Annotated in this window: 17 protein-coding genes; 10 read left to right on the top strand and 7 right to left on the bottom strand. The window is 68.1% G+C overall.

The features are described 5' to 3' along the window. Nucleotides 1-8: 8 nt before the first annotated feature. Both OV287_RS31625 and OV287_RS31620 read right to left on the bottom strand, forming a co-directional pair. On the bottom strand, nucleotides 9-938 hold the full coding sequence (locus OV287_RS31625) for a DMT family transporter (RefSeq protein WP_308809753.1): 930 nt from the start codon (nucleotides 936-938) through the stop codon (nucleotides 9-11). A gap of 57 nt (nucleotides 939-995) precedes the next feature. Beyond that, complete coding sequence (locus OV287_RS31620) at nucleotides 996-1,220, bottom strand: metallophosphoesterase family protein (protein ID WP_267537775.1); 225 nt, start codon at nucleotides 1,218-1,220, stop codon at nucleotides 996-998. Nucleotides 1,221-1,294: 74 nt separating this feature from the next. On the opposite strand from OV287_RS31620, the gene OV287_RS31615 reads away from it, so the two are divergent. The 8 genes from OV287_RS31615 to OV287_RS31580 all read left to right on the top strand — a co-directional run bounded on the left by OV287_RS31615 (nucleotide 1,295) and on the right by OV287_RS31580 (nucleotide 12,141). Further along, nucleotides 1,295-2,203: a pseudouridine-5'-phosphate glycosidase gene (locus OV287_RS31615; protein WP_267537774.1), complete on the top strand. Its 909-nt coding sequence runs from the start codon at nucleotides 1,295-1,297 to the stop codon at nucleotides 2,201-2,203. Nucleotides 2,204-2,370: 167 nt separating this feature from the next. Then, the gene (locus tag OV287_RS31610) at nucleotides 2,371-2,949 is read left to right on the top strand and encodes a hypothetical protein (RefSeq protein WP_267537773.1); all 579 of its coding nucleotides are present in this window, start codon (nucleotides 2,371-2,373) and stop codon (nucleotides 2,947-2,949) included. 182 nt (nucleotides 2,950-3,131) lie between these two features. Continuing rightward, a complete protein-coding gene (locus OV287_RS31605) occupies nucleotides 3,132-3,323 on the top strand; it encodes a hypothetical protein (protein ID WP_267537772.1) in 192 nt (63 codons plus the stop codon). A gap of 16 nt (nucleotides 3,324-3,339) precedes the next feature. Beyond that, on the top strand, nucleotides 3,340-5,424 hold the full coding sequence (locus OV287_RS31600) for a glycoside hydrolase family 183 protein (protein WP_267537771.1): 2,085 nt from the start codon (nucleotides 3,340-3,342) through the stop codon (nucleotides 5,422-5,424). A 235-nt stretch (nucleotides 5,425-5,659) separates the two neighbouring features. Next, entirely contained in the window at nucleotides 5,660-7,117 is a 1,458-nt protein-coding gene (locus OV287_RS31595; RefSeq protein ID WP_267537770.1) for a hypothetical protein, read from the top strand. An 80-nt stretch (nucleotides 7,118-7,197) separates the two neighbouring features. Further along, nucleotides 7,198-8,424 (top strand): cytochrome P450, encoded by a 1,227-nt coding sequence (locus OV287_RS31590; RefSeq protein WP_267537769.1) that lies wholly within the window; start codon nucleotides 7,198-7,200, stop codon nucleotides 8,422-8,424. A 141-nt stretch (nucleotides 8,425-8,565) separates the two neighbouring features. Further along, complete coding sequence (locus OV287_RS31585) at nucleotides 8,566-9,915, top strand: sensor histidine kinase (RefSeq protein WP_267537768.1); 1,350 nt, start codon at nucleotides 8,566-8,568, stop codon at nucleotides 9,913-9,915. Nucleotides 9,916-10,185: 270 nt separating this feature from the next. Continuing rightward, complete coding sequence (locus tag OV287_RS31580) at nucleotides 10,186-12,141, top strand: ELWxxDGT repeat protein (protein WP_267537767.1); 1,956 nt, start codon at nucleotides 10,186-10,188, stop codon at nucleotides 12,139-12,141. 323 nt (nucleotides 12,142-12,464) lie between these two features. On the opposite strand, the gene OV287_RS31575 is transcribed toward OV287_RS31580, so the two are convergent. The 3 genes from OV287_RS31575 to OV287_RS31565 form a co-directional block, all read right to left on the bottom strand. Further along, a complete protein-coding gene (locus tag OV287_RS31575; protein ID WP_267537766.1) occupies nucleotides 12,465-13,067 on the bottom strand; it encodes a head protein in 603 nt (200 codons plus the stop codon). Then, the gene (locus OV287_RS31570; RefSeq protein WP_267537765.1) at nucleotides 13,064-13,627 is read right to left on the bottom strand and encodes a hypothetical protein; all 564 of its coding nucleotides are present in this window, start codon (nucleotides 13,625-13,627) and stop codon (nucleotides 13,064-13,066) included. The genes OV287_RS31575 and OV287_RS31570 overlap by 4 nt, the downstream gene beginning before the upstream one ends. Nucleotides 13,628-13,981: 354 nt before the next feature. After that, nucleotides 13,982-16,132, bottom strand: a complete 2,151-nt coding sequence (locus tag OV287_RS31565; protein ID WP_267537764.1) for a lytic transglycosylase domain-containing protein — start codon at nucleotides 16,130-16,132, stop codon at nucleotides 13,982-13,984. A 398-nt stretch (nucleotides 16,133-16,530) separates the two neighbouring features. On the opposite strand from OV287_RS31565, the gene OV287_RS31560 reads away from it, so the two are divergent. Further along, complete coding sequence (locus tag OV287_RS31560; protein WP_203412396.1) at nucleotides 16,531-16,764, top strand: hypothetical protein; 234 nt, start codon at nucleotides 16,531-16,533, stop codon at nucleotides 16,762-16,764. Between the two features lie 54 nt (nucleotides 16,765-16,818). Here the strand turns inward: OV287_RS31560 and OV287_RS31555 are convergent, their stop codons facing one another. Beyond that, complete coding sequence (locus tag OV287_RS31555) at nucleotides 16,819-18,330, bottom strand: CAP domain-containing protein (protein ID WP_267537763.1); 1,512 nt, start codon at nucleotides 18,328-18,330, stop codon at nucleotides 16,819-16,821. A 2-nt stretch (nucleotides 18,331-18,332) separates the two neighbouring features. Then, nucleotides 18,333-18,626: a DciA family protein gene (locus OV287_RS31550; protein WP_267537762.1), complete on the bottom strand. Its 294-nt coding sequence runs from the start codon at nucleotides 18,624-18,626 to the stop codon at nucleotides 18,333-18,335. A gap of 200 nt (nucleotides 18,627-18,826) precedes the next feature. Between OV287_RS31550 and OV287_RS31545 the strand changes: the two genes are divergently transcribed. Further along, complete coding sequence (locus tag OV287_RS31545) at nucleotides 18,827-21,421, top strand: dickkopf-related protein (protein WP_267537761.1); 2,595 nt, start codon at nucleotides 18,827-18,829, stop codon at nucleotides 21,419-21,421. Nucleotides 21,422-21,540 lie beyond the last annotated feature (119 nt).

Genomic DNA, 21,540 nt, shown 5'->3' with positions numbered 1-21,540 from the left:
AGGGGCGCTCAGCGCCTCCGGCTCACGAGCACGCCAGAGATGACGAGCAGCGCGCCCACCGCCTGCATCCAGGTGGGCCGCTCGCCGCGCACCAGCCACGCGGTGATGGCCGCCACCACGGGCGTGCCGCTGTTGTAGATGGCCGTCCGGCTGCTGCCCACCGCCTGCACGCTGCGGCTCCACACCACGTATGCCAGCACCAGCGGGATGAGCGCCGAGTACACCACGCCGAACCACGCGCCCGCGCTGATGCTCTCCAGCTTCAGGTTCATCACCGACGGTAGGCCCATCAGCACCACCCCGGGCGCACCGGTGATCATCGTGAGCGCGGTGATGCGCAGCGCGGACAGCTCGGGGCCGATCGAGCGGATGCCCACGGTGTAGATGGCCCAGCACAGCGACGCACCCAGGATGAGGAAGTCCCCCTGGCGCGTCGAGGCATCCAGCTCGGGGCCTCGGGCGCTGACGATGAGCAGCATGCCCGGTACCGCGAGCAGCAGCCCCATCGCGAGCGGCCGTCGGAGCCGATCCACTCCCAGCGCGGCGCCCAACAGGGCCGTCACCACCGGCGTGCCCGAGGCGAGCATCCCGCTGTTGGCGGCCGTGGTTTGCGCCAGCCCCATCACGAAGCAGAACTGGTAGAGCGTGTTGCCCACCAGCCCGAGCGCCACGAGCTTGAGCAGCGTGGCCCGGGGCAGTGGCTTCCAGCCCTCGCGCGTGTGCAGCACCACCGCCATGGCCGTCGCTGCCAGCCCGAAACGCAGCGCCATGAAGGCCATCGGCGGGAAGCTGCTCAGTGCCTCCTTCACCACCGTGTAATTGGTGCCCCAAATGATGACGATGAAGACGAGGGTGAGATCCGAGAGGGAGAACGTGCGAGGGGCGGCGGCCGGGGCGGGCACAGCGGTGCTGGTGGTGCTCAAGGCGAGTCGCGGCATACAGCCACCGGACCGTGCTGGCAATGCTCCCGCGGTCTCCCTGCTTCGCTCAGTGGCTCAGCTGCCTCGCCGCAGCAGCACCGCGCGTCCGTCCACGTTGAGCACCTGCGCTCCACCAGACAGCTCCGCGAGGGGCTCGTCCCAGTGGCTGTGGCCGCAGATGACGAGCAGCTCCTCCCGGGCTTCCAGCTCCGCGCGGATGGCCGGACTTCCCCTGCGCTCCGTCGAGGGCTCGTCTGGCCCCTCGTGCAGCACCAGCACCTCGGGCGACGGGCGAAGCACCTCCCTCAGGGCCGCGAGGTAGTATGTGTCTCCACGCTTGTCCTGCCCATGGACCCATGGCGTATATGCCCCCCATGGAACTGCGTTACTCCGAAGAGGTCCGGCGCGCGAAGGAGCAGGGCGTGCCGTTGGTGGCGTTGGAGACGAGCGTGGTGGCGCAGGGGCTGCCATACCCGGACAACCTCGGGGCGGCTCGCGCCTGCGAGGAGGCCGTGCGCCGCGCCGGTGCCGTGCCCGCTCCCATCGCCATCGTGGATGGGCAGGTGTTCATCGGGCTCGAGGAGCCCCAGATGCGCCGGCTCGCCGAGGGCAAGGAGCGCCTGCTCAAGCTGGCCTCGAGGGATCTGCCCGTGGCCATCGCCCAGGGCGCCACCGGAGGCACCACCGTGAGCGCCACGTGCGAGCTGGCCGCGGCGGCCGGCATCCGCGTCTTCTCCACTGGTGGCATCGGCGGCGTCCACCGCGGCGTCGCCGAGCACATGGACATCTCCCAGGACATCTGGGCCCTGGCCCGCTTCCCGGTGGCAGTGATCTGCGCCGGGGCGAAGTCCGTGTTGGATCTCCCCAAGACGATGGAGGCGCTGGAGACCGCCGCCGTGCCCGTCATCGGCGTGGGCACGGATGAGCTGCCTTCCTTCTACAGCCGCTCGTCCGGGCTGGCGCTGGAGCACCGGGTGGACGACCCGGCGGCGGCGGCGCGCATCCTCCGGGCCCGCTTCGACACGCTGGGGCAGGGCGGCATCCTCTTCACGGTGCCTCCTCCCGAGGAGACCTCGCTGCCCCGCGCCGACGTGGAGCTGCACATCGCTTCGGCCATGGCCGAGGCCGATCGCCAGGGCATCCGCGGCAAGGCCGTGACGCCCTTCCTGCTCTCCGAGATGGCCCGGCGCACCAGCGGCAAGACACTGCGCGCCAACCTCGCGCTGCTGACGAACAACGCTCGCTTCGCGGGGCAGCTCGCCGTGGCCTACGCACAGGGCTGAAGCCCGGCGCGGCATGTCCGCCCGTGGATGCTCCCTCTCCCTCTGGGAGAGGGCTGGGGTGAGGGTTTGTCCCCTTTCTGATCCTGGAGCAAGCGAGGAGCCTGGACACCCGATTTGCCAGGTCACCCGCACTGGCCAACTCGCGAGGTCAGACGCATCATTGGCTCATGCGGGATGAGAAACAGCGCCAGAAGACGCGGGCGCGGAAGCAGAAGAAGCGGGAGCAGAAGCGCCGGATGCTGGCCTCCAGGAAGCCAGGCTGGCTGGACCTGGAAGGCCTCGGTCCTGATGCGAAGCTCTCCATGACATTGCTGGCGTTCGCCTCGCCAATTCTCTCATCGCTGCCGAAGGCGCAGTTCGTGCCCGACGTGGTGCAGGGGATCTTGGAATGCGCCGCCGATGTCTGGAATGTCGTGGTGGGCTCGGAACCCGGCCAGGTGGCTCAGCGGCTCGTGGAGTTGGCCCGGTACCACGCCCAACTGCAGAGCATCCCAGAAGTACAGATGGCCGACCTGGTGATCGGCCTGGCCGAGCGGAAGGTGCAGGACTTCCCGAGCGACTATCGGGCGGTGTTCAGTGTCCAGGTCAGGTGGCGTGATACGGGTGACGAGCTTCGGGTCTACGCGGCAGGTGCCGTGCTCTCACCCGGCACGTGGATACCCGCTCCCCTGAGCATGACGCCGCCACCGAGTCACGAGGGCGATGACCCTGATTGTTTCACTGGCAGCGAGCTCGAGGGCCGGTAAACGCAACCCGCGGTCACCATCCAACCCGCACCGTCTTGGTGCGGATGGGGCCGCGTGACAGCGGTCTCACGCTGGAAATCTACAGAACGGGCGTAGGAAACGGCTTCTTCGCATTTTCTTTGGATGGGCACGCTCTCTGGCTGTCCTCGGATTGGGTCATCCAAGAACCGAGGAGAAAGTCCGTGTACCTACGTCTGGCCGTATTGGGCTGTGTCCTGTCACTGACCGCGGGGTGTAGCGGCACACGTGGCGAGGAGGTGGAGAACGCGCCGCTGCAGGGAGCCGACGAGACCGTCTCCGCTCCCGAGCATGCCCTGCGTGGCTGCGTCTCCGCACAGGCGCGGCTGGAGCCAACACCGTCACGGCTCGGATGAAGTGAGGCGAATGCACATGACATCGAATCGTGAAGGCATGAGGGCGCTCGGGCTGACCGTGGCGGGGTTGTTTCTGGTGCTGCCGCCGGGGATGGCGCGGGCCGTTGTTCCCCCGGACAGCTCGTTCTTTTCCACCGTGCACATCGAGTCGGCGGACTCGTTGAGCACGGTGTCGGATGGAGATCTCTGGCCGTCGTGCTGGTCAGATGATGGCTACCTGTATGCGGCGAATGGAGACGGACGCGGTTTCACGATGGTGGAGCCCCGTCCGGACCCTGTGTATGACATTGCAGTCAGCCGGGTCCAGGGAATGCCCGGGAGCCTGACGGGCTCGACCCTGACGACGCAGATCGGCCAGATCTGGCAGGCGGGCCCGTACAACCGCAAGCCGACGGGCATGGTGTGCGTTGACGGCGCTCTGTACATGGCCGTTCAGGATCTCTCCTGGGACTTCAACGACGCGCCCAATGCGACCATCGCGAAGTCGACGGACCGTGGCGTGACCTGGACCTGGAACACGTCCACGCCGATGTTCGGCAACTACGTGTTCACGACGATCATGTTCCTGGACTACGGCAAGAACAACGCCTGGAACACGTTCGACTCCTATGTGTATGCGTATGGAATCGACCACAACTGGCGCGACTCCTTCGACAACTCGGTGCCGGATCCGACGAAGCTGTACCTGGCGCGAGTCCCCAAGACGAGCCTCCAGAACCGAGCGGCCTGGCAGTTCTACACGGGCGATCTGAATGGGAACGCCTCCTGGAGCACGGACATCAACCTGCGCCAGCCCGTGCTGCAGGATGACCGGCGGCTCTACGTCAGCACCCGGGCTCCTTCCGGTCAGCCGAGAGACCTGTCGGTGATCTCCCAGGGCGGGGTCGTCTACAACAAGGCGCTCAACCGCTACATCTACACGTCCTGGACCGAGTACACGTTCGAGTTCTACGAGGCGCCTGCTCCGTGGGGCCCGTGGAAGAAGTTCCTGAGCAAGGACTACGGCGGCTACCCCTGGTCGGACACGAAGAACGGCGGTTACTCCGCGACGATTCCCTCCAAGTTCATCAGCACCGACGGCAAGACGATGTACGTGCAGTCCAACACCTTCATGGGCGGACTCGCCAACTACAACTTCTCGCTGCGCAAGCTGGTGGTGGAGCCTCGGGTAGCGACGACACCCTCCAACGTCCGGGGCGACACGGTCAACCTGGCCATCCCCGCCAATGGGACTCGGGCCATCGAGAAGTCGGCACACTTCGGCAATCTGTCCTCTTTGAACAACGGCTATCTCAACGACAACGAGGACAGCTGGGATCAGGAGAACAAGACCCTCGATTGGTGGGGGTATACGTGGCCGCGCAACTACCACCTGAACAAGGTCAACTACACGACCGGTGGCATGTTCACCGACGGCGGCTGGTTCAGCGGGAATCTCTGGGTGCAGGTGAGGCAGAACGGCCAGTGGATCAATGTCTCCAACCTGCGGAGCTCCCCTTACTACCCGCTCACCTCCGCCGCGGGAGCGAACAGGACGTACACGTTCACGTTCAACGACACCTGGGGTGATGGCGTGCGCATCATCGGCACTCCGGGCGGTAGCGCTTACTTCACGTCCATCGGAGAGCTGTCCGTCTACTACGCGAACCCCGTCACGTCCGGACTCCTCCAGGATCCAGGGTTCGAGAACCAGACCAGCAACGCGGTGTCCTATCCCTGGTACGTGCAGGGGACCGACGCCAAGGGCATCGATCGGGGACTGGGGTTCTCGCACAGCGGCGCGAACAACGGGTGGATCCGCACCTCTTCGCGCAACTGGAACGCCCTCAAGCAGGATGTGCAGGTCACTCCGAACACGAACTATGTCCTGACGGCTTGGATCCGCAGCTCCGCCAACGTTGTCGGAGGCTACTTCGGCGTCTGCACCGTACCGGGCGTCATCATCAACGAGCTCAACTACGGCTACCTGCCCGACTACACGGCCAAGACGGTCACGTTCAACTCCGGCTCCAACACGAGCGTGAGCGTGTTCGCCGGCTTCTGGGCCCCCGGTTCCGACTCATTCATCCAGGTGGATGACTTCTCGCTGACCCGGCTGTAGCCGCAACGCGTGGAGGAGGAGCGATTGTGCCTCTCGCTCGCACGTGGCACACCTCGCTGTGCCACGCGTTCGCACGTGGCACACCTCACCGTGCCATTCCTGCTCTCCGGCACGTGTCCTCGTGTAACAGACGCAGCGTCACTGCACGGATGGGCTCGGCATGCCCGTTGCTCTCTCCTCGGATCATCCTGGCTGGCCAACAGCCACCGCGCATCCAATCCGAGGAGAGAACACCATGAAGCGCTCGTCACGACTGCTGGGAACCCTGACCCCCCTGATGATGATGACAGCGGGTTGCGGCCCCGAGCTCGTCGCGGACTCCATGCCCGGCCCCGTGGGCGTCACCCGCAGCTCACTCGTGCTCGACAACCAGAAGTTCAAGGTCAACACCAACATCTCCTCCGGGGAGCGTTGCCGCGTGCCGCAAAGCCTCCTGGCGGATTTCCAGCCCAACCGGCAGCTCCTCATCCGACGCGGCACCGCCCTGCGCGGTCTCTGCACCGTCGAGACCACCGCCAGCGCCTCGGGCGACTTCGAGATGAGCCAGACGGGGTTCGACAACCGGGTGAAGCTTTCCGGCGACGCCGCCACCGAGACCGGCTCCGTCGTCCAGGTGGCCAACGAGTATGTCGCGGGCAGTGCCCCCGCGATCGCCGAGTCCGCCAGCTCGCTCAACGAGGCCAACACCAACTCGTCCGGCAAGGTGATGGAGTACACCCAGCGCCCATCAGGCTCCGTCGTGGCCTACACCGTGCCGCACCCCTTCGAGAAGGGCACCTTCGAGCAGGGCGCACTCATCCACACCGCCGACACGCAGCGCAACGCCATCTGGGCCGCGGCCATCAACAACAACCAGCGGGGCTCTCTCAGTCGCTACCACATCACCGCCACCGAGCTGAGCGGTGCGAGCTTCCCCGGCCTGGGTTCGTTCCTCACCAACCGGATTCCATACGCTGTCTCCTTCCACGGTGAGACGAGCTGCACCACCAGCGAGGTCAAGGTGGGCGGAGGCATCGAGCTTCCCTTCCGCCAGGGTGTGGCGGAGATCATCCGTGAGGCGCTCAACGACCCCAGCTTGCGCGTCCACTGGAAGTCCGGCGTCTGCTTCGACGGCAGCGACGATGACAACTTCGTCAACGCCATGAGCGTCGATTTCCGCGGCGTGCAGTTGGAGCAGGACAGCACGATCATCCTCTCCGACACCTCGCGGCGTGACACGGTCGCCAACGCCGCCAAGTCCGTGTTCGACTGCCTCATCGACGACGCCGACAACGCGCCCACCGTCACCTCCGCCACCACCTGGTCGGCCAACTCCGGTGGTACGGACTACGTCTCTGCCGGGACCTGCAAGCGCTTCATCGCGGAGATCGAGCTCCCCAACGTAGCCGGTGGCCACACGCTCTCGGCGGGTGCCTCCACCTGTGTGACCGGACACTCGGCCCACGTCGACTACTACCGCTGGACGATGGGCTCGGGCGGGGTGGGGTACTGGGTGCGCATGGGTGGCGGCAACCTCACCTACGCCGATAACGGTGCAGGGTGCAGCACCGTCTTCTCGTCCGAGGTTGGCTACAGCTACGTCCACCCCGGCGCCGTGGGCAGCGGTTCGATCGGCACCACCCGACTGCGCGCCGTGGTTCGCGCCTCCAACGCGAGCGGCGCCGCCGTGCCAGCCTTCTTCTCCGTGCAGTGAGGAAGCAGCCGATCGCGCACCGCCCCATGATAAACCTGCGGATGCGCGGTCTTCCTCTTCCGCCTCATCTGGAGATCTTCATGAGCCAGGCAGTGAGTTCCCAACCCCTCGCGTTCGACCTTGTCAGCCTCGAGGCCGCCCAGAATGCGCAGCCGCTCTACCATCGGCTTCGCACTCAGGAGCCCATCCATTGGAGCCCGCAGCTCCAGGGCTGGGTGCTCACCCGCCATGCCGACATCTCCAACGCGCTGAGGGATTCCCGCATGGTCGCGGGACCGATGACGGGGCAGTTCGAGCGTCTTCCCGAGGACGCCCGGAAGGCGCTCATGCCGCTACGCGACGCCGTCAACATGTGGATGGGGCACACCACCAACGAGGGCCACCTCCGCTTCCAATCGCTGCTCAAGCGCTACTTCACCCCGCGCACCGTGGAGAACCTCCGCCCGCGGATTCAGACCATCACCGACACGCTGCTCGACGCCGCCGTGGCCAAGGGCGGCTCCATCGATCTGGTGCAGGACCTCGCCATTCCGCTGCCCTCGAGCGTCATCGCCGAGATGCTCGGGGTGCCCCTCACTGACGAGTACATGCTCCAGCGCTGGTCGAGGGATCTGACGGCCATCTTCAGCGCCTTCGACGTGCAGCAGCTGCTGCAGAGCCAGAAGAGCGTGATGGAGATGATGAACTACATGCGCGACGTGCTCGCTCAGCATCGCCGCGCCCCGAGCGAGAACATCCTCGAGGTCTTCATGCGCGCCCAGGCCGAGGGGCTCGTGAGCGAGGAGGAGATCCTCTCCAACTGCGTGCTGCTGCTGTTCGCCGGCCACGAGACGACCGCGCGGCTCATCAGCCGGGGCATGGTGCTCCTGTTCGATCACCCGGAGCAGTTCGCCAAGCTGCGCGAGGACGCCTCGCTCATCCCTCAGGCGGTGGAGGAGATGCTGCGCTTCGGCGACGTGGTGGGCTTCATCACCCGGCTGACCGTCGCGCCGGTGGAGCTCGCCGGACAGGCGATGCAGCAGTTCCAGATGGTGTACCTGGCGCTCGCGGCGGCGAACCGGGACCCGGCGGTGTTCCCCGAGCCGGATCGGTTCGACATCACCCGCAAGGCGAGCAAGCACGTGGCGTTCGGGTTCGGCTCGTTCTACTGCTTGGGCGCGGCGCTGGCGCGGCTGGAGGCCCATGTCTTCTTCGAGACGCTGCTGCGCCGCTTCCCGAATGTGCGGCCCGCGAAGGGCACCCAGCCCACGTGGGAGCCGCGGCCCCCGCTCAACCGGGAGCTGCGCGCGCTCCCCGTGGAGCTGTAAGCGCGGCGCGCCCGCCCTGCCTCCCCGGGGGCGGGCGCGACTTTGCAGCCTGTCTTCCCTACATCGGCTGTCCAATACGAGTCCGTCCCGGAGCCGCGCCTCGTAGGGTTGACGTTGTTGGAATGTTACAATCACCATTCGATGACGGCCGACTCCTCAGGGCCACCCGCCCTGCTTCGGGTGAAGCGCAAGAACCAGCTCGTTTGCGCGGCCATCCTCGCTGGGTGGGCCGTCGTCCAGTACGCGGTCGTAGGCTCCGTCCACTGGGGAGTGCTGCTGGTGCAGCTCGGGTGGAGCGCGACGTTCGTGGTGCTCGGGTGGCTGGTGGGCGCGGGGCGGATTCCTCTGAGGAGCTCCGGGGTCTGGACGGGACTCGTCAGCCTCGTGGCGGGGTTGGTGCTCATCCACCTGACCGGAGGGCCGGACAGCCCCTATTTCCCGATGCTCGCCGCGCTGCCCCTCACCCTCGCCACGTTCTCTCCAGACACCCGGCTGCCGACAGTCGTGGCCAGCGGAGCGATGCTGGTGGCGGTGATGGTGCTGGATGTGATGGCGGGCATGGCGCCGGGGAAGATGCTGCTGCAGCTCTTGTGCTTCAGCATGCTCAGCGTGGTGGGCGTCCTCGGAGCGCAGACGTACCAGCGCATGCGGGAGGCGGAGAAGTCGGCGCAGCAGGAGCGGTTGGTGGCGCAGCAGGAGCGGTTGGACGCATTGGAGCAGCTCGCGGAGAGCGAGCGCCGCCGGGTGCGTGCCGAGCGCGAGCGCGCGGAGGTGGAGCGGCTGGTGCTGGTGGGACAGCTGGCGGCCGGGGTGGCGCACGAGGTGAACAACCCGCTGGCCTTCGTGAAGTCCAACCTGGGCTTTATCGAGCAGGAGTTGTTGCGCGAGGGTGAGCCACTGGACCGGGCGGAGTTGCGGGAGGTGCTCTCCGAGACGCGGCAAGGCGTGCTGCGCATCCAGCAGATTGTCGCGGACCTGCGGCGCTTCTCACGCGAGGAGGACAGGGACAAGGCAGAGCAGGGGCTGGTGGAGGACGCGGTTCGTGAGGCGAAGCGGCTGGCCTCGGTGCGCCTGCGCAGCCTGGGGGAGCTGTCGTCGGAGGTTCCCTCTGGGATGCCGCCGGTGCGGCTGGGGCAGCGGCAGTTGGTTCAGGTGCTGGTGAACCTGCTGCTCAACGCGGCGGACGCGGTGGAGATGGCGGTGCCCGCGCGTCGGGCCCACATCGTGGTGAGGGTGGGGCGGGCGGATGGCGCAGTGCGGTTGGAGGTGGAGGACAACGGCTCCGGGATTCCTCCGGAGGTGGCATCGCGGCTCTTCGAGCCCTTCTTCACCACCAAGCCGCCGGGGAAGGGGACGGGACTGGGGCTCGCCCTGTGTCGCGAGTACGTCCGTCGGGCTGGGGGCACGCTCACCGGCGAGAATCGCTCCGAGGGGGGTGCTCGCTTCGTGTTGACGCTGCCGGTGGTGGCGGAGCTCGCCTCGGCGGCCTGAGGCTGCGGGCGCTCGCCCGCGTGGCCGTGTTCAAGCAACTCAACCACGAGCTCTGCACAGGGTGTGCCTGGAACACAGCGCGGTGCGAGGCCCGATTGTCCCGTGGTCAGGGGGCGTTGGCTTCGGATGAACGCTCACGTGCCCGAGAGCGAGGGGGGCACAGGCGCTCCGGGTGGCACACAGGGCTTCTGGGTGATGGGCGGGTCAGGGCCGGGCCCCCAGATTCCCCGCCACGCGTGGCATCGAGCCGCGCGGAGGGGGGATGTGGTGATGAAGTCTTGTTGGCCGGCGTTGCTGCTATTGCCCATGGTCTCTCTTGCCTCCAATGAGGCACCGCTGACGGTGGAGGGCCCACCCGGTGGCTCTGGAATGGAGTGGCGGGGGCCCCATTGTCCGCGGCCGGATGGTCCGCCCGCAGTCCTGCTCCGGGACATTCAACCGGGGCCGGGCGGCTCGGAGCTCAGCATTCCGTCCGAGAGGGGCGGCACGTTCTTCTTCGAGGCCCGCAACGAGGAGTTTGGTTTCGAGCCGTGGGTGAGTGATGGCACTCCCGGGGGAACCCGGCTGCTGAAGGACATCAACCCCGGCCCGGGATCCTCGTTCCTCGTCACCGACGTTGATTTCAACTCCACCGTGGTCGGCGGAGACTTCTTCTTCCCGGCCACGGATGGGCTCATCGGCGCCGAGCTGTGGACGAGCGATGGGACGGAAGAGGGCACCCGGCTCGTCAAGGACATCAACCCGGGTCCGGGGAGCTCCTTTCCGTCGTTCCTCATCTCCGCGGGAGGCGGGAAGCTCTTCTTCCGGGCCAATGACGGCGTTCACGGGGACGAGCCGTGGGTGAGCGACGGCACGGCGGAGGACACCTTCCTCGTCAAGGACATCAAGGCCGGCCCGGAGAGCTCGGGCGCCCCTTTCGGTCCCGTGCGGGTGGGCGGGACGCTCTTCTTCAACGCCGATGACGGCATCCACGGGGGCGAGCCATGGGTCAGCGACGGGACTCCCCGGAGGACCCGGCTGCTGAAGGACATCAATCCCGGCTCGGAGGGCTCGAGCGCCATCGGCTTCACGCCCGTGCGGGGAGGCATCGTCTTCATCGCCACGGATGCCGCCCACGGCAATGAGCTGTGGGTGACGGACGGGACGGAGGAGGGGACGATGCTCCTCGCGGACATCCGGTCCGGGCCAGGCAGCTCGTTCCCCTTCGGGCCCTTTCCCGCCTCCGGCGGACGGGCCTACTTCCACGCTGACGATGGCATCAACGGCCGCGAGCTGTGGGTGACGGACGGGACGCCAGCGGGTACGCGGCTCGTCGTGGATCTCAATCCGGGACCGGCGAGTGGTGTCGCGGGGAACATCGCCACCATCGGCCGCACGGCCTTCTTCGACGCCAACGATGGGGTCTCCGGCGGGGAGCTGTGGCGCAGCGACGGTACGGCGGAGGGCACGGAGCTCGTCCGGGACATCAACCCGGGACCGGCGAGTGGCATCCCCTTCTTTCCGGAGTTCTTCGCGGTGGGCGGGCGGCTCCTGTTCGGCGCGGATGATGGAGTCAGCGGCGTGGAGTTGTGGCGCAGCGACGGGACGGAGGTGGGTACCTTCCTGCTGCAGGACATCCGTTCCGGGCCGGAGGGCTCCTTCCCGGGGAGCTTCATCGAGAGTGGAGGCCACGTCCTCTTCACCGCCGATGACGGTGTCCATGGTGTGGAGCCGTGGAGCCTCTCGCGCTCGGCGCTGTCTGACTCGCGCGCGCCCCGCATCTCTTGCCCGGACCACGTGGTGAAGGAGGCGACGGATGCGTATGGCGCCTCCGTGCGTTTCCCTCCCGCGCGGGCCGAGGACGACACCACCCGCTGCCCCGCCATCCGCTACAGCCACGAGCCCGGCAGTACCTTCTCGCTCGGCACCACGCGGGTGACGGCTACCGCGACGGACGTGGGCGGCAACAGCGCGAGCTGCACCTTCAAGGTGAAGGTGGAGGACACCCGGCCGCCCCGTCTCAAGTGCCCGAAGGACCGGACGGTGTGGTTGAAGGACGGCAAGCACGTGGTGGTGGAGTATCCGGCCGCGGAGGCGACGGACGCGGTGTCCTCGCCGTGGGTGCGCTACAGCCACCCGTCCGGGTCCACCTTCCGGCTCGGGACGACGCAGGTCCGGGTGAAGGCGACCGATGCGGCGGGCAACTGCGCTACCTGTGACTTCGAGGTGAAGGTGAAGCGCCGGTAGTCGCCGGCGTCATTTCCAGGCAAGTGAGGGCCGCGGCGAGACGTCCTTCGCCGCGGCCCCGGCTGATCTTCCAGTTTGGCTTCCCGGGCGCCAGAAACACCAAGGCCCGTGTCCCTCTCGCGGGGAGACATGGGCCGTATCTTCAACGCCGCCGTTTCCTCGTAGTCGACGCCCTGGGCGACCGGGGGGCGGCGGATTCCTTTGAGGGGGTCGCCATCAGGCACGCTGTTCCGCCCAACCACCACCGCATCATCCGGCTCGGATAGCTCCGGCGGGTCACTAGCCGCCCGGTAACCGAGCGCCTGTTATGGGGTCCGCCGCCTCTATTCTCCCGCCCCTTCCTGCTCTCTCCTTTTCCTCCTCGCATGGAGTCTCTCGACAATCGAGAAGGGGAAAATGGCGCGGCGATTGATGTTTCGGTAATACACCGCGAGATGGTGCTCGCCGCCAATCTGTATGACGGTTTGTGCCAGCGGATCTGACTGCCCATTAAACCAAGCGTCTGCCTCCTCGCGAGTATTGAACGTAGCCACCGCCGGAGGGAGGCCGTTTTTCGTCATCTCCTCGATGTAGTATTCAAGTCCGGAATCTGGGGCGAGTGAGCGGCGGCTACGGTCTCGAGAAGACAGGACGACGTGGTATTCGTCAGCGATCAACACGCAGGCCAAATCAGGTGGCTCAGGTTGCGCACTGAGCCAGGCCTCCGCCTCGTCCCGCGTGTTGAATGAGGCGATGACTCGGGGGGGGGCCTTGGATTCGACGTCTTTGCGATAACTCTCGAACTCATAAGACTGGCCATTCCGCCAGACGAACCAGAGCGCGTCGATGGCGAGGAGAAACAATTCCTTCTCCTCGGGAGACTGAGCATGTTCTCGGTTCTTCCCGAGGAACTCTTGCACTTCGGTGATGCGGTCAAAAATCGTCACGGGGCCACCGCCGCGATGTGGGGCTCGCAGACAACTTCCGATGAAGCCAAAGCTGCCACTGGAATCAAGGCAATGAGCGCCCCGGGAGGGAATGCCACGATGAAGGCAACTCCTGCAACGACGACAATGCTTCCCGCCAGGACCTCGGTGCGATTTCGCTTCAACCAATCAACCGCCCCGTTTGTGGCCGAAAACTCTTGAGGGCGACGTCCCTGTAATTCTTCGCAATCGAGGTACGGTTGCCAGCACCCGCCCTTGCAGTGGTCGTGCTTGGCGCCAGGAGACATGTGCGCATAGTCCTCGGAAAGAGGCCGTTTCATGCACGTGTCAATGCAATCATTGAACTCCTCATGGCAATCTCGCTGGCGAGCAGCCGCAAGCACAATGCGCCCATATATCCTCTCGGCGCGTGGCTGGAACCTGAATTGCGAAAGGTCAACCTCCTCGACGGGGCGCCAACTGTGCGCGACGTGCCCACTGGGGGATTCTTGGATGACGAGCACGAAGCGGTGAAGTTCTTCGACCGCCGGGGACGAACTCCCAGTGGTATCGTCGGTCATGCCCACGGCCCTGCTCGAGCTCGATTCGGTCAAGTCCGGAGCATTGGACACCGATGCGCAGCCCGTTACGAGTGCCCCTAACAAGAGGACCATTGCCTCTAGGATTAGGTTGCAGTTCGTGCTTTTCATGCGAACAAAGCTAGACCTGTGAGGTGGGCAACACAAGTCGTATAGACGATACCGCGTCAAGCAGGTTCACCACCCTCTAAAACCTGGAATGGCCATGGCGACGATTCTCCAGAGCTCCCTGAGGGCGTCGGATGCCACCATGGCCCTCGCCCCAGCCCTCTCCCGGTGGGAGAGGGAGGGGATGCAAAGGAGGGGAGGGCGGAGTAGGAGCCGTGATCTACGGGCTCAGAAGCTCACGCCCTCGGTGGCGGGGGAGGGCACGGTGAGGGACAGCCGCTGGGGCCCGGTCTGCTTCCCGTAGAAGGACTGGTAGAGGTACAGGTCCGCCAGCACCTGCTTCACGTACCCGCGCGTCTCGCGGAACGGAATCTCCTCGACGAACAGGTCCAGGGGCAGCGCGCCCTTCTCCTTCACCCACTTCACCGCCGCCTCCGGGCCCGCGTTGTAGGCCGCCGCCGCGAGCGCCGGGTGCGAGAAGCGCTTCATCAGCTGCGCCAGGTACCACGCCCCGTACCGGATGCTCAGCGAGGGCGAGAACAGCTCCGCGGGCGCAGGCTCCGGCTCCGATAGCTTCTTGGCAATCGCCCGGGCCGTGGGCGGAATCACCTGCATCAGCCCGCGCGCGTCGGCGGCGCTGGCCACTTCGGGGCGGAAGGCGCTCTCACGGCGCATGATGGCCCACACCAGGAACGGGCTCACCTCGTAGCGCGTGGCCTCGCTCTCCACCGCGTTGGCGAAGGCGCGCGGGTAGAAGGCCGCGAGCGCCTCGGGCACCCTCGCTCCGAAGGCCCGGCCCCACAGGTGCCTGGCCGCCACCGCATGCGCGTGTCCGTACTCGCCCAGTCGCAGCAGCGCGTGCGCGAAGCTCAGCGCCTGCTCCTGGTTGCGGATGCGCGAGGTGCGCGACTGCACCTCCTCGGCCGCGTCGCTGAACAGGCCCGCCCCGGTGAGCGCCACCGCCAGCTTCAGCTCCGGTGGCACCTCGCCCGACTCCAGTTGCTTGGGGGCCTCGGGGAAGCCCGGGGGAGGCTGGCGGCCCAGTGCGTGCAGTCGCTCCGAGGCCAACAGCGCGTAGTACGAGTTGGGCGCGCTGGTGATGACGGCCTCGTACGCGGGCCCGGTGATGTCCACCTTGGCGCCCTCCAGCTCGTGGCTGCGGGCCGACCAGTAGCGCGCCTGCGGCACCAGGCTGCTGCGCGAGAAGGTGTCCACCAGCGAGCCCAGCACCTCGCGCGCCTTGCCGTACTGCTCCATCCGGATGTGCGCCAGCGAGCGGTACCACATCGCCTCGTCCCGACGCCGCGAGCGTGCGTGCCGCTGGTCAAAGGCCGTGAAGGACTTCACCGCCTCCTCGAAGCGCCCGGCCTGCAAGTCCAACCAGCCCACGTAGAAGCCGGCCTCGTCGGCCACGTTCTCCTTGGGCCACGTCTTCTCCACGGCGGCCATCAGCTCGCGGGCCTTGGTGTTGTCGTCGCTCTTGAGCGCCCGGCGTGCGGTGACATAGGCGGCCTCGGCGGCCACCGCCGGAGGCCCCTGGCGTGCCACGGCCAGCGCCTGCTCCGCCGCCTCCCGCTTCCCCGTGGCATACAGCGCCTGGGCCCGCACCAGCGCCACCTGCGCCTTGTCCTGCTTCGTGCGCGCCAGCTTCGCCGCCTCGGCCTTCTCCAGCTCCTCCAGCGTGCGCTTCGCCTCACCGGCGTCCAGCAGCCCGCGCGCTCGCTGCAGGTGCTCGGCCAGCGTCAGCTTCAGCGCCGGCTTCTGCGCCTCGAGCTTCGCCAGCGCCTCGTCCGCGTACGGGTGCGCGGGGTAGCGCAGCGCCACCGTCTTCAGGTCCGCCTTCTCTCCCGCGGTGTTGCCCGTCGCCCGCCGCGCCTGGGCCCGCTGATAGAGCAGCTCCGCCGAGGGCTCCTCGGTGGCGGCCGTCTCCAGCGACGGTGCGGCCTCCTTCGCCTTGCCCGCGGCCAGCAACGCCTCGCCCAGCCGGGCCCGCGCCCGAGACGTCAGCGCCGGAGAGCCCTTCTCCACTGCCCGCCCGAAGGCCTCCGCCGCCGCTGCCGCGTCTCCCGCGTAGAAGTGCGCCTGCCCCTGGTAGTAGGCGAGGTACGGCCGGAGTGGCTCGGCCACCGACGCTCCCGTCAGCAGCGTGCGCGCCTCCGCCACGTCCCCCTCCGAGAGGGCGAGCGTTCCGGCGAGCAGGGCGATGCGGCCCGCGTCCGGGCACTTGCTGGACATGCAACTTTGGAGGTCCTGTTGGGCCAGGCTCCGAGCCTCGGCGCGGTGCAGCCGGACGGCCTCCAGGGTCTCGGGGGATTGGGCCCACGCCCCTCCCGTACCCAGCACCACCGTGAGGAGCCCAACTCCAGTCCACCGCCGCATGTGCATCTCCTTGTCGCCTCCGCGCGCGAGCCAGCGCCGAGGAACAGCAGGCCCTGCGCACCTATTCCCACCCTACATTCACTCACCACGTCAAAAAGCGCTTGCTTAGGGTGCGGTTTGACAGCCGGGCCGACAAGTCCTAGATCGGCCCTCGCAACGACAGGACCAGCTGTTCGGCAGCTGTCAATTCATTCGCTGCCAGTATTCGAGAAATGAGCGGTATTTGGCGTAAACGGTCCTGACCCGTTGCGTCAAAAGGGGGCGCTTCTTAGGTTGTGCGGCCATTTCAGGCGCAGGACCTGGAAGGTTGCCGATGAGGTGACCGCGCGTTCCGGGCCGATCTTGGTCCCATGCGTTCGGGGGGGAAACAAGCTCTTGAGGGAGGGCTCCGTTCCATGCTGAAGCCGTGTCCGACTGATCTGCCGCAGACCATCAACCCCGAGGCCGGACCCAAGCGGGCCGGTGTCGAGACGCATCGCAACCTCAACTGCAGCTACTACGACAACTGCCTCGATGAGGCGGTGCGCCGGGGCTGGCAGTCCTTCACCTGCGTGAAGTGTCAGATGAATCAGCAGGTCGCCCCGCCGCAGATGGGGATCGAGGCCTACGCCACGCAGCGCCGCGCCATCTGAGGCGGCACACCGTCACATGCGGACGGGCTCCCGGCGGCTGGCCGGGAGCCACGCTCAGCGAGTGGCGGCGTAGATGATGACCATCCAGTACTGCCCCTGACCGTACGTGCGCGAGTCCCCGCGGACGGCGCCCACACCGACCACGGTGTTCTTACGGTCTCCCAGACTCTTGGAATCCGGGAGGAGGGAGGGGCTCTCCGCCACATAAAAGTCCACCGAGGCGCTCTTGGCCGAGTCCAGCGCGCTGAAGACGCGGTCGTGCACCTTGGAGCCGGGCAGCTGCACCTTGGGCTGGTCCTGCTCGAGCGCGCGCCGGGCATGGTCCAGGGCAATCTGCTCCAGCACGGGGTTGCGCTGCAGCGGCGGCAGGCCGCGTGAGGCGCGGTGGGTGGCCAGGGCCTGATAGGCCTCCTCGCGTGGATCTCTCGTGACGGCGGCGGACACCGGGGGAGCGGTGGAGGAGAAGACCTCGGTGAGGATGGCCTGCTCGCGCCCGTCCACCTTCTGGAAGGCCACTCCGATGCCGGCATGGGTGAACTGGGTGCCGAGCAGGTTGCTGCGGTGGCCAGGGCTGTGCTCGATGCCGAAGTGGGCGGAGAGCGGACCGGAGGCCATGCCGAGGTTCTCGCCGGCGGTGCGGTACTGGGAGCCAGCGGAGGCCAGGCGGCTGCGCAGGTCCGAGCCGTCCGGGGCCACGTGGGCGAAGAAGCCCTCGCGAGCCATGCGGTCGCTGTAGGCCTGGGCCACGCCGTTGAGGGTGTCGTCGAGCGCGAGCTGCTGCACGCCATGGGCGCGGCGCAGGGCGTTGATGCGCGAGAGCACCTCCAGGCGGGCGTCCTCCACAGTGGTGGGTTCAATCACGCGCTCGCGCTCGCCGCGCTGGCGCGAGGCGCCCACGTCCACGAGGAAGAGCGCGGCCACCTCGGGTCCGCGCCCGCCGCGGCCGATGATCTCCACGGTGTAGCGGCCCTCGGAGGGGAAGAGCAGCCGGGTGCAGAAGGAGGGGCCCGACTCGCGGGTGAGTGGGGGACGCTCCACGCGGCCATCGGGGAGGGTGACGTAGACCTCGGACCAGCGCAGTGGGTGCTCGAGCTGGCCGCACAGGCTCTGGCTGGAGCCGGACTTGTCGAAGGTGCGGGGGAAGCGCTGGAGGGTGGCCTTGCGCTCGGCGAGCAGCACGACGAGGGCGGCGCGCTCGCCATCCACCGCCACGCCCACGCCCATGTGGGAGGCGGGCTCGTGGTTGAGATCCTTGCGGTCCAGCAGGGTGCCCACGGCGTGCTCGCGCACGGAGGCGCGGATGACATAGGAGCGGGGGCTGGGGTCGGCGCCGCCCGCGTCGCTGATGGCCTCGGTGAGGGCGAGCAGCTCCACGGCGCCGGACGGGCTGTCGTCGAGGGCCTCGCGGGCGAGCCTGCGCGCGGCCTGGGTGAGGGCGGGGTCTGCCTGGGGCGAGCGCCGGCCCACGCGCTCGAACTCCTGGAAGACGTAGCGCGAGGACTGCTGCTCCATGGCAGCGGGCGAGGGGGTGGCGGCCAGCAGGAAGCTGAGGGCGAGGGCGAGCATCGCTATTCGAGCTGGAAGACGAGGGCGGACACGGCGCCGGCGCCAAGCCGGGTGTTGAGCTGCTCGAGCAGGGAGTTCTGCTGGCGCGACAGGGTGTGGGCCCACTCGGCACTGGCCACGGTGATCACCAGGGTGCCTCCTTCGAGGGTGTGGGGCCGGGTGTGCTTGGAGATATGGGGCCCCACCGTGGCGTTCCAAACCGGGACGAGGGCCTGACCCTTCCCGGACTGCTCGGCCAGGCGGGCCAGGACACGGGGGAGGAGCTGGTCGAGGGTCTGGGGATCGCGCCGGGCCATGGGAGTGGCAATCATCGGCCGGGGCGGAGGGAATGCCAACGGAGGAATGCAGGGCAGCGGTGTCGTGGGTTGGAGGGGATGCGGACGTGCAACCACGCGGAATCCGGGCCCGGCACGGAGCTGGCTAGGCGATGGAGGGCTACCCCCGCTTGACAGAGCCAGGGGGAGCCGCTTCCCTGCCCCCCTGACTGGAGCCGCCGATGAATCCCCCCCTTCGTCTGGCGCTATGCGCCGTCCTCTTGTCGAGTCTTTGGACTGCCTGCGGGCCTTCCGAGCCGAACGTGCCCGGAAAGCCGGTGGACACGCCCACGGGCTCGTGCCAGGTGGATCAGGACTGCCCGGATCCGGGCCTGTTTTTCTGTGACACGGTGACGTCACGCTGTCAGGCGGCCTGCCGGACGCAGGAGGACTGCACGGCGGAGAAGCGGGGCGAGTACCGGATTGCCGAGTGCGAGGGGAACCCGCTGGGGTGCCGGTGTGACAACAGCCGGTGCAGGGTGGCGCAGTGCTCGGCGGACGCGGAGTGCGCGGTGTCGGGGCAGGTGTGCCGCAACGGCCGGTGTGGGGCGGCGCCGGAGGCGAGCGCGGTGACGGCGTGCCGGGTGACGCCGGAATACGTGGTGGGGCGTGAGGGGACGTCGGCGCGCTTCTCGGTGCTGGCGATGGACGCGGCGGGCCGGGCGGTGGTGGTGCCCTCGGGGGCGGCGTGGACGGCGTTGGACGAGAGCGTGGACGGTGGAGGGACGGGGGTGGAGTCCACCTTCGTGCTGACGGAGGCGACGGTGGGGGCGCGGGAGTTGGTGCAGGCCAAGGTCGGCGGTGCCACGTGCACGGCGCGGGTGTCGGTGCTGGGGGCGGCGGTGGTGTCGGGGCAGCTGCGCGCGGTGGTGAGGGACGAGCTGACGGGCCGTCCCATCGACGGGGCGGCGGTGGTGGTGGCGGACGGGAAGGGGGCGGTGACGGCCACGGCCACGACGGACGCGAGCGGCGTGGTGACGCTGGCGGCACCGGCGGAGGCGGGGAGCGTCTCCGTGTTCCACCAGGCGTTCAGCTACCTCACGGTGGCGCACGAGGGGCCGGGAGGCCCCATGGATCTGGCGCTGCCGCTGCGGCGCAACCCGACGGACAGGTACGGCGGGTACAAGGGCACCTTCCGGAACATGCCGGCGAGCCAGGACATGCACACGGGGATTGTGGGGCTGTCGGCGCCGGACGCGGTGACGGACCTGTCGGCGTCGCTGGTGACGGGGCCGGTGCGTCGGGTGGCCTTCACGATGGGCGGACAGGCCCGCGAGGCGACGCTGCCGGCGGGCGCGTACGTGGTGCTGCCGGGGAGCACGCTGCAGGTGACGGACGTGTCGACGCAGGGGCTGGCGGGCGTGTGTGGCACGGAGGCTTCGGTGACGTCAGGGGCGTGTGGCACGCGCACGGCGTGGGCGCTGGGCGGAGACATCCCGCTGAACGCGCTGCCGCTGCTGTCGGGCGGGACGATGGACGTGGGGCAGCTGCTGGCGCAGACGATTCCGCTGCTGCGCACCTTCAGCTCCTCGGTGGTGCGGGACGTGGAGTTCGGGCTGGAGGTGACGCCGCGGAATGCGGACACGGACGCGCCGGACTACGGGGACCAGAAGCACTTCGCGACGGTGGACCACGACTTCCAGACGGACCAGCGCATGGAGCTGGGCTTCCAGTTCGCGGTGCGGGTGCCGGACCTGCCGCCCTACCGGGGAGCGTGGATGGACAGCGCGGCGGTGCTGGGGGCGGTGCGGGTGCCTGGGCGCGGCGTGGTGCCCCTGGGCCTGGGCATGGGGGTGAACACGAACCCGGTGGACCCGAAGACGGACACGCAGGTGGGCCTGCCGGGGCCGGGACTGGTGAGCATGCGGATGGCGCCCGCGCACCATGGGCTCGAGGGCAGCCCGTACGAGCTGATGATCACGGCCTCGTCCTCGGCCGCCACCGACGCGACGGCGGGAGCGGCCTCCAGCGCGCTCATCCACCGGACGCTGGAGAAGCTGCCGTTCGATCCCAAGGGAGGCACGCCGGTGGCGGTGAGCGGGCCCTTCCTGCCGACGCCCGAGGGGGCACGTTACAACTACAACCAGGTGGCGGCCCGGGGGCTGGAGGGCCGGCAGCTTCGCTTCATCGCGGCGCCGGTGCTTCCCGCCGCGACGGTGCTGCGCGCGATGTTCACGGACCGGAAGGAGCACCGCTGGGTGGTGCTGATGGACGTGGCGAGGGCCGCGACGGGTGTGCGGCTGCCGGTGCCCCCCACGGGCTTCGAGGATCGGACGTACTACGGGGACACGGTGGGCTCGCGCTCGCCCCTGGGGATGCAGGCGCTGGTGGTGCGCCGGACGGGGACGTCGTCTGGGACGGCGGTGAACCTACATGGGCTGGTGGATGCGGACGGGGTGGACCTGGAGCACCTGGGCGAGCTGACGGTCGCCTGGTCGGCCCTGGACTACGGGCGTCCGCTGGTGAGGTGGGTGGAGCCGGCGGAGGACGGGCAGCTCGTGGGGCGAGGCTCGAAGGTGAAGGTGCGCGTCTCGTTCTTCCGGGTGGGGAGCAACCCGGTGGAGGACGACGGCTACGTGCGGCTGACGTTCGCCGGAGGTACGGGCTGCGAGGGACAGGTGCCGGGCAACGTGGTGGACGCGCAGGGGCAGGTGGAGCTGCTGCTGCCGATGAATTGCACGGGGACGGGAGTGGAGCTCACCGCGACGCTGGTGGACACGGCGGGCGTGGAGCTGAGCCCGCCGGTGTGGAGCAAGCGCACCCTGACGATCAACTAAGCGCCCCTCTCAACGTAGGCCCCTCTCTCTCAACACCTGAGAGAAACCACCCCTCTCCCCCCGGGAGAGGGACAGGGTGAGGGTGCCACGCACCCCGGGTTGGTCCCTGCGCTGGCTTA

It is taken from the genome of Archangium lansingense (genome assembly GCF_026626635.1).
GTDB classification, from domain to species: domain Bacteria; phylum Myxococcota; class Myxococcia; order Myxococcales; family Myxococcaceae; genus Archangium; species Archangium lansingense.
The sequence above is the reverse complement of the archived record's forward strand: the minus strand, read 5'-3'. Positions and strand labels throughout refer to the sequence as shown.

Bases quoted from the DNA above. Each gene is read 5' to 3' on its own strand.
- OV287_RS31625 (WP_308809753.1), bottom strand. From the start codon at position 938: ATGCCGCGACTCGCCTTGAGCACCACCAGCACCGCTGTGCCCGCCCCG.
- OV287_RS31615 (WP_267537774.1), top strand. From the start codon at position 1,295: ATGGAACTGCGTTACTCCGAAGAGGTCCGGCGCGCGAAGGAGCAGGGC.
- OV287_RS31610 (WP_267537773.1), top strand. From the start codon at position 2,371: ATGCGGGATGAGAAACAGCGCCAGAAGACGCGGGCGCGGAAGCAGAAG.
- OV287_RS31600 (WP_267537771.1), top strand. From the start codon at position 3,340: ATGACATCGAATCGTGAAGGCATGAGGGCGCTCGGGCTGACCGTGGCG.
- OV287_RS31595 (WP_267537770.1), top strand. From the start codon at position 5,660: ATGAAGCGCTCGTCACGACTGCTGGGAACCCTGACCCCCCTGATGATG.
- OV287_RS31590 (WP_267537769.1), top strand. From the start codon at position 7,198: ATGAGCCAGGCAGTGAGTTCCCAACCCCTCGCGTTCGACCTTGTCAGC.
- OV287_RS31585 (WP_267537768.1), top strand. From the start codon at position 8,566: ATGACGGCCGACTCCTCAGGGCCACCCGCCCTGCTTCGGGTGAAGCGC.
- OV287_RS31580 (WP_267537767.1), top strand. From the start codon at position 10,186: ATGAAGTCTTGTTGGCCGGCGTTGCTGCTATTGCCCATGGTCTCTCTT.
- OV287_RS31570 (WP_267537765.1), bottom strand. From the start codon at position 13,627: ATGACCGACGATACCACTGGGAGTTCGTCCCCGGCGGTCGAAGAACTT.
- OV287_RS31565 (WP_267537764.1), bottom strand. From the start codon at position 16,132: ATGCGGCGGTGGACTGGAGTTGGGCTCCTCACGGTGGTGCTGGGTACG.
- OV287_RS31555 (WP_267537763.1), bottom strand. From the start codon at position 18,330: ATGCTCGCCCTCGCCCTCAGCTTCCTGCTGGCCGCCACCCCCTCGCCC.
- OV287_RS31550 (WP_267537762.1), bottom strand. From the start codon at position 18,626: ATGGCCCGGCGCGATCCCCAGACCCTCGACCAGCTCCTCCCCCGTGTC.
- OV287_RS31545 (WP_267537761.1), top strand. From the start codon at position 18,827: ATGAATCCCCCCCTTCGTCTGGCGCTATGCGCCGTCCTCTTGTCGAGT.